We start from the raw sequence: 14,464 nt of genomic DNA, 5'->3' as shown, positions 1-14,464 counted from the left end.
TTTTGTCAACGTTGACATTCGTTTTTGCGCGATTTTTGCCCGGGCTCGTGCTTCGATGTTTGCCATTTGTTCATGGATTCATGTCACCCCTATGACATGACATGTTACAAGGGGGGTGAAATGCGTTCGGGATTTGTCGGGTTGGTTGCCACAGGTGGTATGGCACTTGCAGGCTGTGCGCAGAAATCGACAGAGATTGCGCCGCACTATGTCTCGCCCTTGCAATATCAGTCATTTTCCTGCCGCCAGATCACCGAAGAGGCGCAGCGCGTCTCTGGTCAGGCGAGCAGACTGACCGGCGTGCAGGACAAGAAGGCGCAGGACGATGCGGTCGCTACGGGGGTGGCGCTGGTGCTGTTCTGGCCGGCGGCGTTCTTCGTGCGGGGCAATGGCGAAAATGCCGGCGAACTTGCGCGCCTCAAGGGGGAGCTGGATGCGCTGGAACAGGCCAGCATCCGCAAGAACTGCGGGATCGAGTTTCGCAAGGCGCCGCCTGCCGGGTGAACGGGCGCGGCCTAGTCCTGCGCGGCGTCCAGGTATATCCGCACCGCATCCTGCACATGGCGAAAACGGTCGCCGCCCAGGTGCTTGCCACCATACCACCGGGTCACGACGACGATATGGTCCGCCAGACCGGCCGATACCAGCATCCGCAGGATGATTGCCCCGGCTCCGGATTCGCCATCGTCGTTCTTGACCGGCCCGTCCGCTGTCAGCAGGCCCCAGCTGTTATGGGTGGCTTTGGCGAATTTCTTGTTCCGCTTCAGGGCCTTGAGGAACTCGCGTGCTTCGGTCTCGGAAGCGCAGGGGCCGCCCAAGACAGCATAGCGCGACCCGCGGTCAGAGATGATGTTCTCGATGATTCGCATCGGGTCCCCGACCAGCAGGCAGATGGCGGGCAAAATGGTCGGGGCGGCGGGATTCGAACTCGCGACCTACGGTACCCAAAACCGTCGCGCTACCAGGCTGCGCTACGCCCCGACTGCGCTCTCTTTAACGAAGGGTTTCGCGGATGAAAAGGTCACTCGCACGGCCAGGCGGGCGAACCGGACGAAAATGCCGGATGGCGCATCACGGAACCGGGCGCGATCCCAAGCCGTTTCGCAAGGCCGCCGTTGATTTCCAGCACGGCAAAGATGCCGTCCCCACCATCAATGGGCGTTTCATCATGGGGGATCGCATTTTCATGCACGCGCTGCACCGTGCCGGTCTGGTCGGCAAAGATCATGTCCAGCGGGATCAGCGTGTTCTTCATCCAGAACATCGCGCGGCCAGGGCGGTCATAGACGAACAGCATTCCGGCAGAGCTGGCCAGCTTTTCGCGAAACATCAGGCCCTGCATCCGCTCGGCGTCGGTATCGGCCAGTTCCACCGAAAACCGCGCGATCCCATGCGGTCCGCGCAGCTCTGCCACATCGGGCGCACAGGCCGCAGCAGCCATCTGTCCCGAGATGGCCATCAGCAGGGTGGCGATTGCCGCCCTCAGGCCGGTTTGCGCAATGCAGCTTCCCATGACACCACCTGAGCGGCCATGCGGCCGCGCTTGCCATCGACGATACGCATTCCGACGGCTTCACCGGGCTGAAGATCGGCAAAGCCGGACTGGCGCAGCACCTCGATATGCACAAAAACATCTTCCGCCCGGCCAAAGACATTGGCAAAGCCGAATCCTTTGCCCTTGTCGAACCACTTTACCCGCGCAGGTTCGATAGGCAGATCGGCAATCGTGCTGGCGACTTCCGGGGGAACATCCTCTCCAAGGACAAAGGCCGCGCCTTCCGGGGGGGCTGATCTCGACGATTTCCACCGCTTGGGTGCCGCGGTTGGTGCGCTGGACAAAGACGTCGATGCCCGCACCATCGGCCACGGAACCTTGCCCGAAATTGCGCAACACATTGGCATGCAGCAAGATATCCGGCCCTCCAGCTTCGGCCACGATGAAGCCGAAACCCTTGACCGGATCAAACCACTTCACTCGGCCCTGAATGCGAATCCGCTCCAGGGCCTTGTCCTGTTCTTCCATACTTCGAGCCTTTTTCCCCAGTACAGCTCACTGTGCATTTCTGCGCTGACGGGATCCGACTTTCAAGGAAAAAGACGAACCGCGCTGTGTGGAGAAAATTCGCGATGCGCGAAAATTGTCAACCTAGCCAAAAGGTTGAAGCACGGCATGTCTTTCACGGGTTCAGGCGCTGAATGTCCCATGCCGCGCCAGGCCCTTCGCGGCGCCAGCGAAAGCGGTCATGCAATCGGAATGCGCCATCGGCCCAGAACTCGATTTCGACCGGCGAGATCCGAAAGCCGCCCCAGAAAGGCGGGCGCGGCGGGTTCGGGCCCTTGATCGCCGTGATCTTGGCAACCTCGGCCATCAGCGCGCCGCGGCTGGACAGCGGCTGCGATTGCCGGCTGGCCCAGGCGCCCAGGCGCGACTGGATGTTGCGGCTGGCATAATAGGCGTCGGCGCCCGGTCCTTCGTCGCGCGTCACCGTCCCGCGCACCCGCACCTGGCGGCGCAGCGATTTCCAGTGCATGACAAAGGCCGCCTTGCCCGAGGCCGCGATTTCCTGCCCCTTGGCGCTGTCGTAGTTGGTGTAGAACACAAAGGCGTCGTCCGCGATTTCCTTGAGCAACACCATGCGCACATTCGGCAGCCCCTGGGGATCGACCGTTGCAATGGCGATTGCGTTGGGATCGTTCGGCTCGGTCTTTTCGGCTTCGGCCAGCCAGGACCGTGCGATGTCAAAGGGATTGTCGCCTGCGAAGATGCCTGTGCGGTCCATGGGCCTGCCTTACCTTGCGTCCACCCGGCCTTGATGCGGCTCTTGCTATGCCCTACACCCGTCCGGACCCGAACATAAGTGGGCGAGGGACTCTCAATGTCAAATGGTCTGATGCAAGGCAAACGCGGGCTCATCATGGGCCTGGCCAACGACAAGTCGATTGCCTGGGGCATCGCCAAGGCTTTGGCGGATCAGGGCGCCGAACTTGCGTTTTCCTATCTGGGTGATGCGCTGAAAAAACGCGTCGAGCCCTTGGCTGCGCAAGTGGGGTCCACCCTGCTGGCCGAATGCGACGTGGGCGACGATGCCAGCATCGACGCGCTGTTCGACACGCTGAAGGACCGCTGGGGCACGCTGGATTTCGTCGTCCATGCGATCGGCTTTGCCGACAAGAACGAGCTGCGCGGCCGCTATGTCGATACCTCGCGCGCCGGGTTCAACATGGCGATGGACATTTCGGTCTATTCCTTCACCGCCGTCTGCCAGCGCGCGGCGGCCATGATGCCCAATGGCGGCAGCCTGCTGACGCTGACCTATTACGGCGCAGAAAAGGTCATGCCGCATTACAACGTGATGGGCGTGGCCAAGGCCGGACTGGAAGCCTCGATCAAGTATCTGGCCGAGGATCTGGGCAAGGACGGCATTCGCGTGAACGCGATCTCCGCCGGCCCGATCAAGACGCTGGCCGCCAGCGGCATCGGCGATTTCCGCTACATCATGAAGTGGAACGAGCTGAACAGCCCGCTGCGCCGGAACGTGACCCAGGAAGAGGTGGGCAAGGCCTCGCTTTACCTGCTGTCCGATCTGGGGTCGGGCACCACGGGGGAAAACCTGCATGTGGACGCCGGGTATCATGTTGTCGGCATGAAGGCGGTGGATGCGCCCGACATCGACGTCGTCACGGGCCGCAAAGAGTGACGCTGGCCGCCTTTCTGGCCGCCTGGGCGCTGCATCTGGTTGCCGCCGCCTCTCCGGGGCCGGCGGTTCTGATGGCTGCGCGCACCGGCGTGACCGAAGGGTTCCGCACTGGCGTCTGGCTGGCCTTTGGTCTGGGGCTGGGCGCGGTGTGCTGGGCGGTGGCGGCGCTGTTCGGGCTTGCGGTCCTGTTCAAGGTCGCACCCGCGCTGCTGTGGGGGTTCAAGGTCGCGGGCGGGCTGTTCCTGTGCTGGATCGCCTTCAACATGTGGCGCCATGCGGCCGAGCCGATGGCCGGGCCGGGGCAGGGCCAGGTGGCGCGCGGCCGGCTGCGGGCCATGTGGCTGGGGATTGCAACGCAACTGTCGAACCCCAAGCCGGCGGTGTTCTTTGGTGCGGTCTTCGTGGGAACGGTTCCGCCCGGAACCAGCCTGCCCTGGATCGCCGCCCTGCTGCTGGCGGTCTGGGTCAACGAGGTGGTGTGCAATATCCTTGTTGCAAGGTTGTTTTCCTTTGACCGGACTCGCAGTATCTACGCCAGAATGAAATCCGGGATCGACCGCGCCTTTGGCGGGATTCTGGCCGTTCTTGGACTGAAGATCGCCGCCACCTGAGAGGATGCCATGGCCGCTGCCGACCGTTTGCCGCATGAAAAGGGCTTTCACGTTTCCTGGGACCAGATCCACCGCGATGCCCGCGCGCTGGCCTGGCGGCTGGACGGCAAGGGGCCGGGCGAGGGCGGGGCATGGACCGCGATCGTCGGGATCACCCGCGGCGGTCTGGTTCCCGCAGCCATCGTCAGCCGAGAGCTGAACATTCGCGTGGTCGACACGATCAGCGTGAAATCCTACAGCCACCAGTCGCGGGCCGAGGCCACGGTGACCAAGGCGCCGCAATCCGACCTGTTGGGCGATGGCACCGGCATTCTGATCATCGACGACCTGGTCGACAGCGGCAAGACGCTGGAGCTGGTGCGCAAGCTGTATCCCAAGGCGCATTTCGCCACCGTCTATGCCAAGCCTGCCGGCCGGGCGCAGGTGGATACCTATGTCACCGAAGTCAGCCAGGACACCTGGATCTTCTTCCCCTGGGACATGGCGCTGCAATACGTCGATCCCTATCGCGGCCGGGACTGACGCGGAAACGGGCGGGATGCGAATGCGCGTCGCGCGCATATGATCATATCTTGCCCTTTTCGTCGAAGGGTGGAAGATCTGGCCCGTCGGCCGCGCTCAGACGGCCTGCCAGACAGCGAGGTTTTCCATGTCTTCCCGCCTTTCCGCCCTGATCGGGTCTGCAGCCGTTGCGCTGGCACTTGCCGCGCCGGCTGCTGCAAACGCCAAGACGCTGACCATCTCGTGGTGGGGCTTCAACGGCGACAAGCTGAATGAATTCATCGTTCAGCCGTTCCAGAAGCAATGCGGCTGCGAACTGGTGTTCGAGACCGGCAACAACGCCGACCGCCTGAACAAGGTGAAAATCCGCGGCGGCAAGGGCGTTGACGTCATCTATCTGACCGACAGCTTCAGCCAGATCGGCATTACCGAAGGGCTGTTCCAGAAGCTGGACCGCGCCAAGCTGCCGAATGTCGCCGGCCTGCACACCATCGCGCAGGATCCGCAGGGCGGCTATGGCCCGGCCTATACCGTTGGCCGTATCGGCGTGGTCTATGACGCGGCCAAGGTCAACCCGCCGATCACCTCGTGGAACGATCTGTGGCGCGCGGATCTGAAATCCTCGATCTCGCTGCCGGGCATCACCACGACGGCCGGCCCGATGGTTGTCATGCTGGCGGGGCAAAAGGCCGGCACCGATGCCTTTGAGAACGCCGATCCGGCCTTCAAGGAAATCGAGGCGATCAAGCCGAACACGGTCAAGAATTATCAGACCGGATCCGAGATGATCAACCTGTTCTCGACCGGCGAGATCACCGTGTCCATGACCCAGGATTTCACGCTGGGCCAGCTCAAGGCCGCGGTGCCCACCATCGAATGGGCCAAGCTGTCGGATGGCGACATCGCCGTTCTGAACACCGTGAACATCCCGACCGGCGCCGAAAACGTCGATCTGGCCTATGAGTTCATCAACTTCATCCTGGATCCGGCGCTGCAGAAAGTGCTGGCCGAGAATGGCGTCGATGCCCCGACCGCGAAATCGGTCGAACTGTCCGAGGCGGCTGCCGCCAAGTGGACCTATGGCGAGGCGCAGATCAACAGCCTCAAGCGGATCGACTACAGCAAGATGAACGCGGCCAAGGGCGCGTGGGTCGATCGCTGGAACGAAATCTTCGGCATGTGATGCCGGGGCGCGGGGGCGGTGACGCCCCCGCCTTGTCCAAGGAACGATGATGCGACGACTTGCCGGATGGATGCTCAGCCTGCCCGCGCTTGCGCTGGTGGTGCTTGCGCTGATCCTGCCCGTGGGGGCAACGATCGTGGCCACGCTGCTGGATACGGCGGGCTACGGGGCCTTTTTCGGGTCGGGTTTCCGGCGCACCGTGTTGTGGCGCACACTGGAAATTGCCTCGATCACCACGCTGATCTCGCTGGTGGTGGGGTTCCTGACGGCCTTTGTCGTCTCGCGCGCCCCGCCGCGCTGGCGCTCGGTGCTGATCATCGCGGCCGTGTTCCCGCTGCTCACCGGGGTCGTGGTGCGGTCCTTTGCCTGGCTGATCGTGCTGGGAAAGAATGGCATCGTGAACAATGCGCTGATCTGGCTGGGGGTGACGGATACGCCGTTTTCCATGCTGTACACCCAGGGCTCGGTCATTGTGGCGATGGTCTATCTGTTCGTCCCGCTGATGATCCTGACACTGGTGGGAGTGCTGGAGGGGATTCCCGACGATCTGATCCAGGCCTCGGCCAGCCTGGGCGCGGGCCCTGCGGCGACGTTCCGTCAGGTGGTGTTCCCGCTGGCGGTGCCGGGGCTGATCGTGGGGGCGGTGCTGGTGTTCACCGGCTCGTTCACCTCGTATGCCACCCCGCAGCTTCTGGGGGGCGAGCGGCAGATGGTCATGGGCACCTTGCTGCACCAGCGGGCCATGGTGGCCTTTGACTGGGACGGCGCGGCGGTGGTTGCCACCATCATGGTCGTTGTCACCATCCTTGTCGTGCTGGGCATGACGCGCGTTGCCAAACGCCTCAATCCGATGGCCACATAAGATGCGCAGCACCGTTCCCTTGCCGCTGACCCTGTTCGCGGTTCTGGTCTATCTGTTCCTGATGGGCCCGCTGGTCATCGTGATCGGCGCGGCGCTGTCGGACACCAGCTATCTGACCTTTCCGCCGCAGGGCCTGACCCTGCGCTGGTTTGAAAAGATCTTCGAAATGGCCGCCTTCCGGCGCACCATCGTGACCTCGATCCAGATTGCCTTTCTGGCCACGGCCATCGCGCTGGTCATCGGCATTCCGGCGGCCTATGCGCTGAACCGCTTTCGCATCCAGCTGCCGGGCTGGCTGTCCACCATCTTTGTGCTGCCGGTGCTGGTGCCGGAAATCGTGCTGGGCTTTGCGCTGCTGCGATCCGTGGCAACGTCCTGGGAGCTGCCGATCTTTGCCACCCTGCTGATCGGGCATACGCTGATCGTGCTGCCCTATTGCGTGCGGGTGGTGTCGGCCTCGCTGGCCTCGTTCGACTTTTCGGTCGAAGAGGCGGCGATCTCGCTTGGCTCGCCGCCCTTGAAGACCTTCTTCACCGTGGTGCTGCCGAACATCAAGGCGGGCGTGATCGCCGCCTTCATCCTGGCCTTCATCACCTCGATCAACGATGTGTCGGTGTCGCTGTTCCTGACCGGGCCGGGGGTTTCCACCCTGCCGATCCAGATTCTGGCGCATGTGGAACAGTTCTTCGACCCGGTGATCGCCTCTGTCTCGGTTCTGCTGATGCTGCTGACCGTCGCCGTGATGGCGGTGGTGGAACGCACGCTGGGCCTGACCTTCCTTGCGAAATGATGCCATGACCCAAGCCCTGACACTGAAAAACCTGACCGCGCATTACGGCACCACCAAGGTGCTGGACGATCTGTCGCTAGAGGTGCCGGCAGGGGAACTGGTGTCCCTGCTGGGCGCCTCGGGCTGCGGCAAGACGACGACTTTGCGGCTGGTCGCGGGGTTTCTGGAACCGACCTCGGGGTCCATCACGCTAGGCGGCAAGGATCTGACCAGGCTGCCAGCGCACAAGCGCGATATCGGACTGGTGTTCCAAAGCTATGCGTTGTTTCCGCATCTGTCGGTGGCCGACAACGTGGGCTTTGGCCTGAAACAGCGCGGGGTCGGCGCGGCGGACCGGGCCAAGCGTGTGACCGCCATGCTGGAGCGGGTGGGGCTGGCCCATCTGGCCGATCGTCTGCCCGGCGCCTTGTCGGGCGGTCAGCGTCAGCGCGTGGCCCTGGCCCGCGCGCTGGTGATCGAGCCGCCGCTTCTGATGTTCGACGAGCCGCTCTCGAACCTCGATGCCCGGCTGCGCCTGGAAATGCGGGCCGAGATTCGCACCTTGCAACGCGCGAATGGCACGACCAGCGTGTTCGTGACCCACGATCAGGAAGAGGCGTTTTCCATCTCGGACCGGGTGGCGATCATGCATGCCGGGCAGATCATGCAATATGACACGCCCGAGGTGCTGTATCAGCGCCCCGCCAACGAATTCGTGGCGCGGTTCGTGGGCTATGACAACCTGATCCCCATGCAGGTGGCGGCACGCGATGGCGCGCGGGTGACAGCGGCGGCCCAAGGGGCAGAGCTGATCCTGTCGCAGGACGATTTCGGCGCGATCCCGGATTGTTTCGTTCTGGCCGCGCGGCCCGAGGGGCTGCTGGTATCGGACCAGGGTATTCCCGCCCGTCTGGGGCTTCGGACCTATCTGGGCCGCAGCTATCAGTATGTTTGCGAGACGCCTCTGGGCAGCCTGCTGGCGACCAGCCCGCTATCGGATGTGCGCGAGCCGGGCAGCGCCGTGCATCTGGCGCCGAACCCCGCGCAATGCTGCATCCTGCCGGCCGCATGACGACGCTGTTCACCAACGCCTGCCTTCTGCCCTGCACGGCGGACATGCCGGTGATCGACCGTGGCTGGCTGCTTGTGACCGGCGAGGTGATTTCAGCGCTTGGCGGCGGCGCGGCGCCCGAGGTGCCGGGGGCCGAGGTTGTGGACCTTGGCGGCGATGTGCTGATGCCTGGCATGGTGAACCCGCATTCGCACCTGGCCATGTCGCTGTTCCGCGGTCTGGGCGAGGATGTCGACGACCGGCTTTACCGCTATATCCTGCCGCTGGAGCGTGAATTCGTCGCGCCGGACATGGTGCGGGCGGGAACCGGCCTCTCGGCGCTGGAGCTGATCCAGGGCGGCGTCACCACTGTTGCCGACATGTATTACTTTGAAACCGTGGTGGCCGAGGTGCTGGACAGCGCCGGTCTGCGCGGGGTGGTCGGCCAGACGCTGGCCGATTTCGACCCGCCCGATCACCGCGATTTCGACGAAGGTTTCGCGCGGGTCGAGGAATTGATGGACCGCTACCGCGACCATCCGCGCATCACCCCCGGCATTGCCCCCCATGCGCCCTATTCGACTGGCATGGCGGTGATGGAGCGGGTGGCCGCCTGGGCCGAGGCGAACCCCGGCTATCCGGTGCAGATCCATCTGGCGGAAACCGGGCCGGAAACCGACTGGGCGGCCGGTCTTGGCCTGTCGCCGGTTCAGGCCGTGGCGCAGGCGGGGCTGCTGCGCCCCGGTCTTGTGGCGGCGCATTGCCTGCATGTCTCGCCAGATGACATTGCGCTGATGGCGGCCTCTGGCGTCGGGGTTGCCCATAACGCGCGGGCGAATGGCAAGGGAGGGCGCGGGATCGCGCCGGTGACGGCGATGCGGGCGGCTGGGATCCCGGTCGGCATTTCCACCGATGGCCCGATGAGCGGCAACACGCTGGATCTGTTCGCCCAGTTCGCGCCGGTGTCGATGTTCCAGAAGATCGCCGGCGGATCGCGCAAGCCGATGCCGGCGGTCGAGGTGATCCGCATGGCGACGATCGAGGGCGCGCGGGTTCTGGGCCTGCACCGCCATATCGGATCGCTGGAACCCGGCAAGCAGGCCGATCTGATCCGGGTTTCCATGGCCGCGCCGCGGCTGCATCCGGTTTATGACATTTATGCCACCCTGGTCTTTTCCGCGATGGCGCCGGATGTTGCAGATGTGATGGTCGCCGGGCGCTGGCTGATGCGCGGCCGGCAGGTGCTGTCGGTCGATCCGGCCAAGGCCAGGGCCGATGCGGCGCAGGTGGCCGGCCGGTTCCGGGGCCGGATGGCCGAGATTGATCGGGCCCTGCGCGGGCGGTGAGCGAGGCCGGGGGCATCGCCCCCGGACCCCCAGGGTATTTGGGGAAAGATGAAGTTGCAGGTCTACCAGACCACCGGGTGGGACTGGCCGGTCTGCACGTTCACAAGGCCCGTGGGGGCGGCGGGGTTCGGCGCCACCAGCACCCAGCGCCAGGGCGCGCAGGTCAGGGTTGCGAATTGCAGCCGCTCGGGGAAGCCGGCCCACCAGCGGGGCGAGAAGGTGGGCTCAAACATCCAGTCGATCTTCGCCGCCTCGGCATAGAGGGCTTCCATCTCGGCGTGCAAGGTTTCGGCAGGGCGGGCGGTCATCAGCCCGCCGACCTCATAGCGGACCTGCGCCGTGATGCGCCCGCCGGTGGCCAGCGCCCAGCCGCCCTGGGTTTCGCGCAGATGGTTGACCGCCAGCGCCATGGCGGCATCGGACGACCCCACGACCCAGATATTATGGCTGTCATGCGCGACCGAGCAGGCGACGGCGGTATCCGGCGTGGCCGGGCCGGTGCCCAGCCAGAACATGCGGCCGATGGTGCCCGCGCCCGTGTGCCGGTCCACCACGGCGAATTTGGTGATATTGCGGGCGGTGTCGCGCTGAACCTGACCGTTTTCGACCGGCAGGTCCGTGGTGATGAAGTCATCCGCCCAGTGGAACGGGCGCAGCAGCGCGGCCTTGGCCATGGGGCCGGGGGCGGGGATGGCGAAATCCTCGGCCGTCAGCGCGCGCGGCAGCTTTACCGATGTCGTCGCCCAGTCGGGCCAGTCGATGCGGGGCAGGGCGCCGGTGTATGCCTTGCCAGAGGAGACTTGCGCGCCATCCGCCCAGACCTCGGCAATCTCCAGCGTGGCCACATCGGACAGCAGCACCAGGTCCGCATAACGCCCCGGTGCGATGGCGCCGACCCAGGGCGTCAGGCGCATATGCCGGGCCGGGTTGATGGTGACGCACTGGATCGCCTGTTCCGGCGTCAGCCCCGACTGGATCGCCAGGCGCACGTTGTAATCGGTCGCCCCCATCTTCAGCGTGTCCGAGGCGCCGCGGTCATCGGTCGCAAAGGCGATCTGCGACCAGTCCTTCAGCCCGCGCTCCAGCAACCCGCCGATGATGTCGGGCATGGAATGCGGGCGGATTTCCAGGAACAGGCCATGGCGGAGCTTGTCCCAGGCTTCCTCGGGCGTCCATGCCTCGTGGTCGCTGGCAAGACCGGCGGCGGCAAAGGCGTTGATGCCGGGCAGATCGCGCATGCCTGCCGCGTGTCCCTCGACCACGCCGCGCGCCGCAAAGGTCGCGCCGATCATGCCCCAAAGCCGGTCATAGGAGGGGTTCTCGCGGTTCCAGACGGCGGGCCAGTCCATCACCTCGTCCAGTCCGGCCACCATCGGCTCGGCCATGAAGACGGCCTGTTCCTGTGCGCCGAAATGCCCGCCCGAAACCTCGTAGCCCGTGGGGGGCACGGCCGACCCCGGCAGCGGAAAGATTTTCAGCGGGCAGCCCGCGCGGCGGGCGGTCAGCCAGAAGTCCAGGTTCTTCGCGCCGTTGACGTTGGAAAATTCGTGGCTCGCCTCGCAGGTCCAGGTATTGCCATGGGGCAGCACCAGCGCGGCCTCATGTTCCGGGGTCAGGTGGCTGGATTCGATATGCTTGTGCACCTCGCCAAAGCCGGGCACGGCGGCAAGGGCGGGGCGATCCTCGATCCGTGCGGCCGTGCCCGGCCAGGACCCGCGCGGGCCGGTATAGGCGATGCGGCGGCCCTTGATGACGATCTCGGCATCCTCCATCCAGGTGCCGGTGGGGGCATCGAACAGCCGCCCGACCCGCAGCGCCAGATCGGCAGGTTGCCGCCCCAGCGCGACCAGCACCAGCGCCTGACGGATCTTGACCTCGTCGGCTGCGTTCAGGATCAGATCGTCGGGCATCGGGCTCTCCATCGCATGGGGTTGCAATCTGCCAGCGGGCGCGTTGAATGGCCAGAGACGAAGCGGAGACAACATGACCACCCGAGTGCTGATCGACACGGACCCCGGCATCGACGATGCCGTGGCGATCCTTTATGCCCTTGCCGCGCCGGACCTCGAGGTTCTCGGGATCACCACCGTTGCCGGCAACATCGGGATCGAGCGGACCACGCGCAACGCCGGCCGCATCCTGGCGCTGATGGGGCGCGAGGATATTCCCGTGCACGCGGGGGCCGCCGGGCCGCTGTCGCGCAAGGGGTTCGACGTGTCGGACATCCATGGATCGGACGGTCTGGGCGGGGTCGATTTCCCCATGCCTACAGTGCCCGCGCGGGATGATGCGGTCAGCTTTCTGGCCGAGACGCTGATGCGCGAGCCGGCCTCGGAGGTGGTTCTGATGGTGCTGGGCCCGATGACCAACATTGCCCGGCTGTTCCAGCAGCATCCCGTCGCGGCCCGCCGTGTCAGCCGCATCATCGCCATGGGCGGCGCGCTGCGCGACAAGGGCAATATCGGGCCACGGTCGGAATTCAACATGGCGGCTGACCCCGAGGCGGCGGACATCGTGCTGGGCTCGGGCCTGCCGATCGTGCTGATCCCGCTGGATGTCACGCGCCAGGTGCGTGCAACGCCCGAGGATTGCGCGCGCCTTCACGCCGCCGGCACCCCGCAGGCACAGTATTCCGCCCGGCTGATCGAGGCCTATTTCCAGAACACCACCGTCACCGGGCCAGGCGCCGAAAGCCGCCCCCTGCATGATCCTTGCGTGATGCTGATGGCGACGAACCGTGAACTGTTCGGGCTGGAATCGACCGGCCTTGCGGTCGACCTTGGCCCCACCCGCGATGCGGGCGCGCTGACGCCCGAGATCTCGCGCATGCTGGTGCTGGTCGCAACCGAGGTCGAAGGACGCGCAGCCGTCGAGCAGCTGATCGCGGGCCTTTCGTGACCCTGGCCCCGCACGAGTTCTGGCAAGACCTTTTCCCGCCCGGCACCCTGCCGTGGGATGATGCGGCGGGCTATCAAGGCCTTTATCCGGCACGGTTGCCCGACGGGCGCCAGATAGCCTTGCCCATCCGCACCCTGCCGGGGGATGGCACACAGGGCGTTGCATCGCTGATCGTCAATCAGGCGGGGTTCGCGGTGGCCGATGCGCTGGCCGAGGTGCTGGCGGCCCGGCTGGCATCCCATGCGCCCGAGGTGGTGGTCGGATTGCCGACGCTGGGTCTTGGCCTTGCCGATGCAGTGGCGCGGCGGCTGGGGCATCGCCGGATGGTGCCCATGGGGACCAGCCGCAAGTTCTGGTATGACGAGGATCTGTCCGAGCCGCTGTCCTCGATCACCACGCCGGGGCAGGGCAAGCGGCTATACCTTGACCCGCGTATGCTGCCGCTGCTGTCCGGGCGGCGGGTGGCCTTGGTCGACGATGTGGCCAGCACCGGCAGCACCCTGCGCGCGGCGCTTGCGGTGCTGTCAAAGGCGGGCGTCACCCCGGTTGCCTGCGGTTTTGCCATGGCGCAGGGGCGGCTGTGGTCCGCAGCGGTGCCTCCCGGCATGGGGTTCGTGTCCGCCATCGCCACCCCGCGCCTGCGCCTTGGCACAGATCAACGCTGGCGCCCCGATCCCCAGGCCTAGGGTGGCCCCCAAATCGTCGCGGCGGCCTCCCGAAGGTGCCTCGGCGGCAAAGACACCGCCCCCTTTCGCCTTGAAGAAAATATCCCACGGGGGAATGCGGCACGGCGCCTTGGCGCCGTGCCGCATTGGGGGTGTGAAACCCCCATCCCCGGCAGCCGACAGAACCACGCTGAAAAGGAAACGGGGGGCCCGGCGAACCGGAACCCCCCTTCACACCCAGGCGCACCCCTCGCACCACGGGAAGATCATCAGGTTCCGGCCATACTGGCCCTTGACCCCTTGATACACCCGCAGCGCCCTGGCGCCAAATGGCGAATACGCCGGATTTTCCTCAAATCCGGCGCGGCGGTTCAGCCATAGACCGCTTCCTTGCCGAAATGCTTGACCAGCAGGTAATAGACCACCGCGCGATACTTGTTGCGCTCGGACTTGCCATAGACCTCGACGACCGCGTTGATCGCATCCATCAGGGCAGGGCTGTCGGGCAGGCCCAGCTTCTTCATCAGGAAGTTCTTCTTGACCGTCTCAAGCTCGGCCGGCTGCGAGGCCGCGACCGTTTCGCTGTCGGCATTGTAGATTGCCGGGCCGCAGCCGATGGTCACCTTGGTCAGAAGCGCCATATCCGGCTCGACCCTGCATTTGTTGCGCAGATCGTCGGCGTATTTGGCGATCAACTCGTCACGTTTGCTCATCCCATGTCCCCCATGTGTGGTTCGGTCATGTGCCTGACCCATTCAGGCCGGCGCCCCCACGAACCTTAGGCGCAATGCAACGGGCGGACCAAGGGAATTCTGCCCCGTTTCTCCCCGTGCCGGCGGAACACCGCAGGGCCGGCAACGACAAGGGCCGCCGGTTGCCC

The 14,464-nt window shown here is 65.2% G+C and carries 16 protein-coding genes, 1 tRNA gene and 1 pseudogene; 11 read left to right on the top strand and 7 right to left on the bottom strand.

The features are described from left to right. The first annotated feature begins 120 nt into the window (after positions 1-120). Positions 121-504: a hypothetical protein gene (locus G481_RS0120365; protein ID WP_028031633.1), complete on the top strand. Its 384-nt coding sequence runs from the start codon at positions 121-123 to the stop codon at positions 502-504. Between the two features lie 11 nt (positions 505-515). Here the strand turns inward: G481_RS0120365 and G481_RS0120360 are convergent, their stop codons facing one another. The 5 genes and pseudogenes from G481_RS0120360 to pdxH all read right to left on the bottom strand — a co-directional run bounded on the left by G481_RS0120360 (position 516) and on the right by pdxH (position 2,780). Then, on the bottom strand, positions 516-869 hold the full coding sequence (locus G481_RS0120360) for a YigZ family protein (RefSeq protein ID WP_028031632.1): 354 nt from the start codon (positions 867-869) through the stop codon (positions 516-518). 35 nt (positions 870-904) lie between these two features. After that, positions 905-981, bottom strand: a tRNA-Pro gene (locus tag G481_RS0120355). A gap of 40 nt (positions 982-1,021) precedes the next feature. Further along, positions 1,022-1,513, bottom strand: a complete 492-nt coding sequence (locus G481_RS0120350; protein ID WP_028031631.1) for a DUF192 domain-containing protein — start codon at positions 1,511-1,513, stop codon at positions 1,022-1,024. Then, positions 1,483-2,023 (bottom strand): annotated as a pseudogene (locus G481_RS24755) (cold-shock protein). The gene G481_RS0120350 and the pseudogene G481_RS24755 overlap by 31 nt, the downstream one beginning before the upstream one ends. A 154-nt stretch (positions 2,024-2,177) precedes the next feature. After that, a complete protein-coding gene (pdxH, locus tag G481_RS0120335; protein WP_028031630.1) occupies positions 2,178-2,780 on the bottom strand; it encodes a pyridoxamine 5'-phosphate oxidase in 603 nt (200 codons plus the stop codon). 96 nt (positions 2,781-2,876) lie between these two features. Here pdxH and fabI point away from each other — a divergent pair, with 96 nt between their 5' ends. From fabI to G481_RS0120295, 8 genes are all read left to right on the top strand, one after another. Then, on the top strand, positions 2,877-3,698 hold the full coding sequence (gene fabI / locus G481_RS0120330) for an enoyl-ACP reductase FabI (protein ID WP_028031629.1): 822 nt from the start codon (positions 2,877-2,879) through the stop codon (positions 3,696-3,698). Further along, positions 3,695-4,309 carry a LysE family translocator gene (locus tag G481_RS0120325; protein WP_028031628.1) on the top strand — a complete coding sequence of 205 codons (615 nt, stop codon included), beginning with the start codon at positions 3,695-3,697 and terminating at the stop codon, positions 4,307-4,309. Before fabI ends, G481_RS0120325 begins: the two co-directional genes overlap by 4 nt. A 9-nt stretch (positions 4,310-4,318) precedes the next feature. Beyond that, the gene (gene gpt, locus G481_RS0120320; protein ID WP_028031627.1) at positions 4,319-4,831 is read left to right on the top strand and encodes a xanthine phosphoribosyltransferase; all 513 of its coding nucleotides are present in this window, start codon (positions 4,319-4,321) and stop codon (positions 4,829-4,831) included. Between the two features lie 127 nt (positions 4,832-4,958). Continuing rightward, positions 4,959-5,993 (top strand): ABC transporter substrate-binding protein, encoded by a 1,035-nt coding sequence (locus G481_RS0120315; RefSeq protein ID WP_028031626.1) that lies wholly within the window; start codon positions 4,959-4,961, stop codon positions 5,991-5,993. Positions 5,994-6,042: 49 nt separating this feature from the next. Next, positions 6,043-6,855, top strand: coding sequence for an ABC transporter permease (locus G481_RS0120310; protein WP_028031625.1), 813 nt, complete (start codon positions 6,043-6,045; stop codon positions 6,853-6,855). Between the two features lies 1 nt (position 6,856). After that, entirely contained in the window at positions 6,857-7,645 is a 789-nt protein-coding gene (locus G481_RS0120305; protein ID WP_028031624.1) for an ABC transporter permease, read from the top strand. A 4-nt stretch (positions 7,646-7,649) separates the two neighbouring features. Then, complete coding sequence (locus tag G481_RS0120300; protein ID WP_028031623.1) at positions 7,650-8,696, top strand: ABC transporter ATP-binding protein; 1,047 nt, start codon at positions 7,650-7,652, stop codon at positions 8,694-8,696. Continuing rightward, on the top strand, positions 8,672-10,021 hold the full coding sequence (locus G481_RS0120295; RefSeq protein WP_245595018.1) for an amidohydrolase family protein: 1,350 nt from the start codon (positions 8,672-8,674) through the stop codon (positions 10,019-10,021). Before G481_RS0120300 ends, G481_RS0120295 begins: the two co-directional genes overlap by 25 nt. 62 nt (positions 10,022-10,083) lie before the next feature. On the opposite strand, the gene G481_RS0120290 is transcribed toward G481_RS0120295, so the two are convergent. After that, the gene (locus G481_RS0120290) at positions 10,084-11,931 is read right to left on the bottom strand and encodes an adenine deaminase (protein WP_028031621.1); all 1,848 of its coding nucleotides are present in this window, start codon (positions 11,929-11,931) and stop codon (positions 10,084-10,086) included. Between the two features lie 73 nt (positions 11,932-12,004). Between G481_RS0120290 and G481_RS0120285 the strand changes: the two genes are divergently transcribed. Beyond that, positions 12,005-12,919, top strand: coding sequence for a nucleoside hydrolase (locus G481_RS0120285; RefSeq protein WP_028031620.1), 915 nt, complete (start codon positions 12,005-12,007; stop codon positions 12,917-12,919). Further along, positions 12,916-13,605, top strand: a complete 690-nt coding sequence (locus G481_RS24750; protein WP_051294674.1) for a phosphoribosyltransferase — start codon at positions 12,916-12,918, stop codon at positions 13,603-13,605. Before G481_RS0120285 ends, G481_RS24750 begins: the two co-directional genes overlap by 4 nt. 350 nt (positions 13,606-13,955) lie before the next feature. On the opposite strand, the gene G481_RS0120275 is transcribed toward G481_RS24750, so the two are convergent. Then, positions 13,956-14,297 carry a DUF2853 family protein gene (locus tag G481_RS0120275; RefSeq protein WP_028031619.1) on the bottom strand — a complete coding sequence of 114 codons (342 nt, stop codon included), beginning with the start codon at positions 14,295-14,297 and terminating at the stop codon, positions 13,956-13,958. Positions 14,298-14,464 lie beyond the last annotated feature (167 nt).

This window comes from Gemmobacter nectariphilus DSM 15620 (assembly GCF_000429765.1).
In the GTDB taxonomy this organism is placed as follows: Bacteria; Pseudomonadota; Alphaproteobacteria; order Rhodobacterales; family Rhodobacteraceae; genus Wagnerdoeblera; species Wagnerdoeblera nectariphila.
This window is presented reverse-complemented; position numbering and strand designations above follow the sequence as displayed.

Excerpts from the sequence above, each read along its gene's own strand:
- G481_RS0120365 (WP_028031633.1), top strand. The coding sequence starts at position 121 with ATGCGTTCGGGATTTGTCGGGTTGGTTGCCACAGGTGGTATGGCACTT.
- G481_RS0120360 (WP_028031632.1), bottom strand. The coding sequence starts at position 869 with ATGCGAATCATCGAGAACATCATCTCTGACCGCGGGTCGCGCTATGCT.
- G481_RS0120350 (WP_028031631.1), bottom strand. The coding sequence starts at position 1,513 with ATGGGAAGCTGCATTGCGCAAACCGGCCTGAGGGCGGCAATCGCCACC.
- pdxH (WP_028031630.1), bottom strand. The coding sequence starts at position 2,780 with ATGGACCGCACAGGCATCTTCGCAGGCGACAATCCCTTTGACATCGCA.
- fabI (WP_028031629.1), top strand. The coding sequence starts at position 2,877 with ATGTCAAATGGTCTGATGCAAGGCAAACGCGGGCTCATCATGGGCCTG.
- gpt (WP_028031627.1), top strand. The coding sequence starts at position 4,319 with ATGGCCGCTGCCGACCGTTTGCCGCATGAAAAGGGCTTTCACGTTTCC.
- G481_RS0120315 (WP_028031626.1), top strand. The coding sequence starts at position 4,959 with ATGTCTTCCCGCCTTTCCGCCCTGATCGGGTCTGCAGCCGTTGCGCTG.
- G481_RS0120310 (WP_028031625.1), top strand. The coding sequence starts at position 6,043 with ATGCGACGACTTGCCGGATGGATGCTCAGCCTGCCCGCGCTTGCGCTG.
- G481_RS0120305 (WP_028031624.1), top strand. The coding sequence starts at position 6,857 with ATGCGCAGCACCGTTCCCTTGCCGCTGACCCTGTTCGCGGTTCTGGTC.
- G481_RS0120300 (WP_028031623.1), top strand. The coding sequence starts at position 7,650 with ATGACCCAAGCCCTGACACTGAAAAACCTGACCGCGCATTACGGCACC.
- G481_RS0120295 (WP_245595018.1), top strand. The coding sequence starts at position 8,672 with ATGCTGCATCCTGCCGGCCGCATGACGACGCTGTTCACCAACGCCTGC.
- G481_RS0120290 (WP_028031621.1), bottom strand. The coding sequence starts at position 11,931 with ATGCCCGACGATCTGATCCTGAACGCAGCCGACGAGGTCAAGATCCGT.
- G481_RS0120285 (WP_028031620.1), top strand. The coding sequence starts at position 12,005 with ATGACCACCCGAGTGCTGATCGACACGGACCCCGGCATCGACGATGCC.
- G481_RS0120275 (WP_028031619.1), bottom strand. The coding sequence starts at position 14,297 with ATGAGCAAACGTGACGAGTTGATCGCCAAATACGCCGACGATCTGCGC.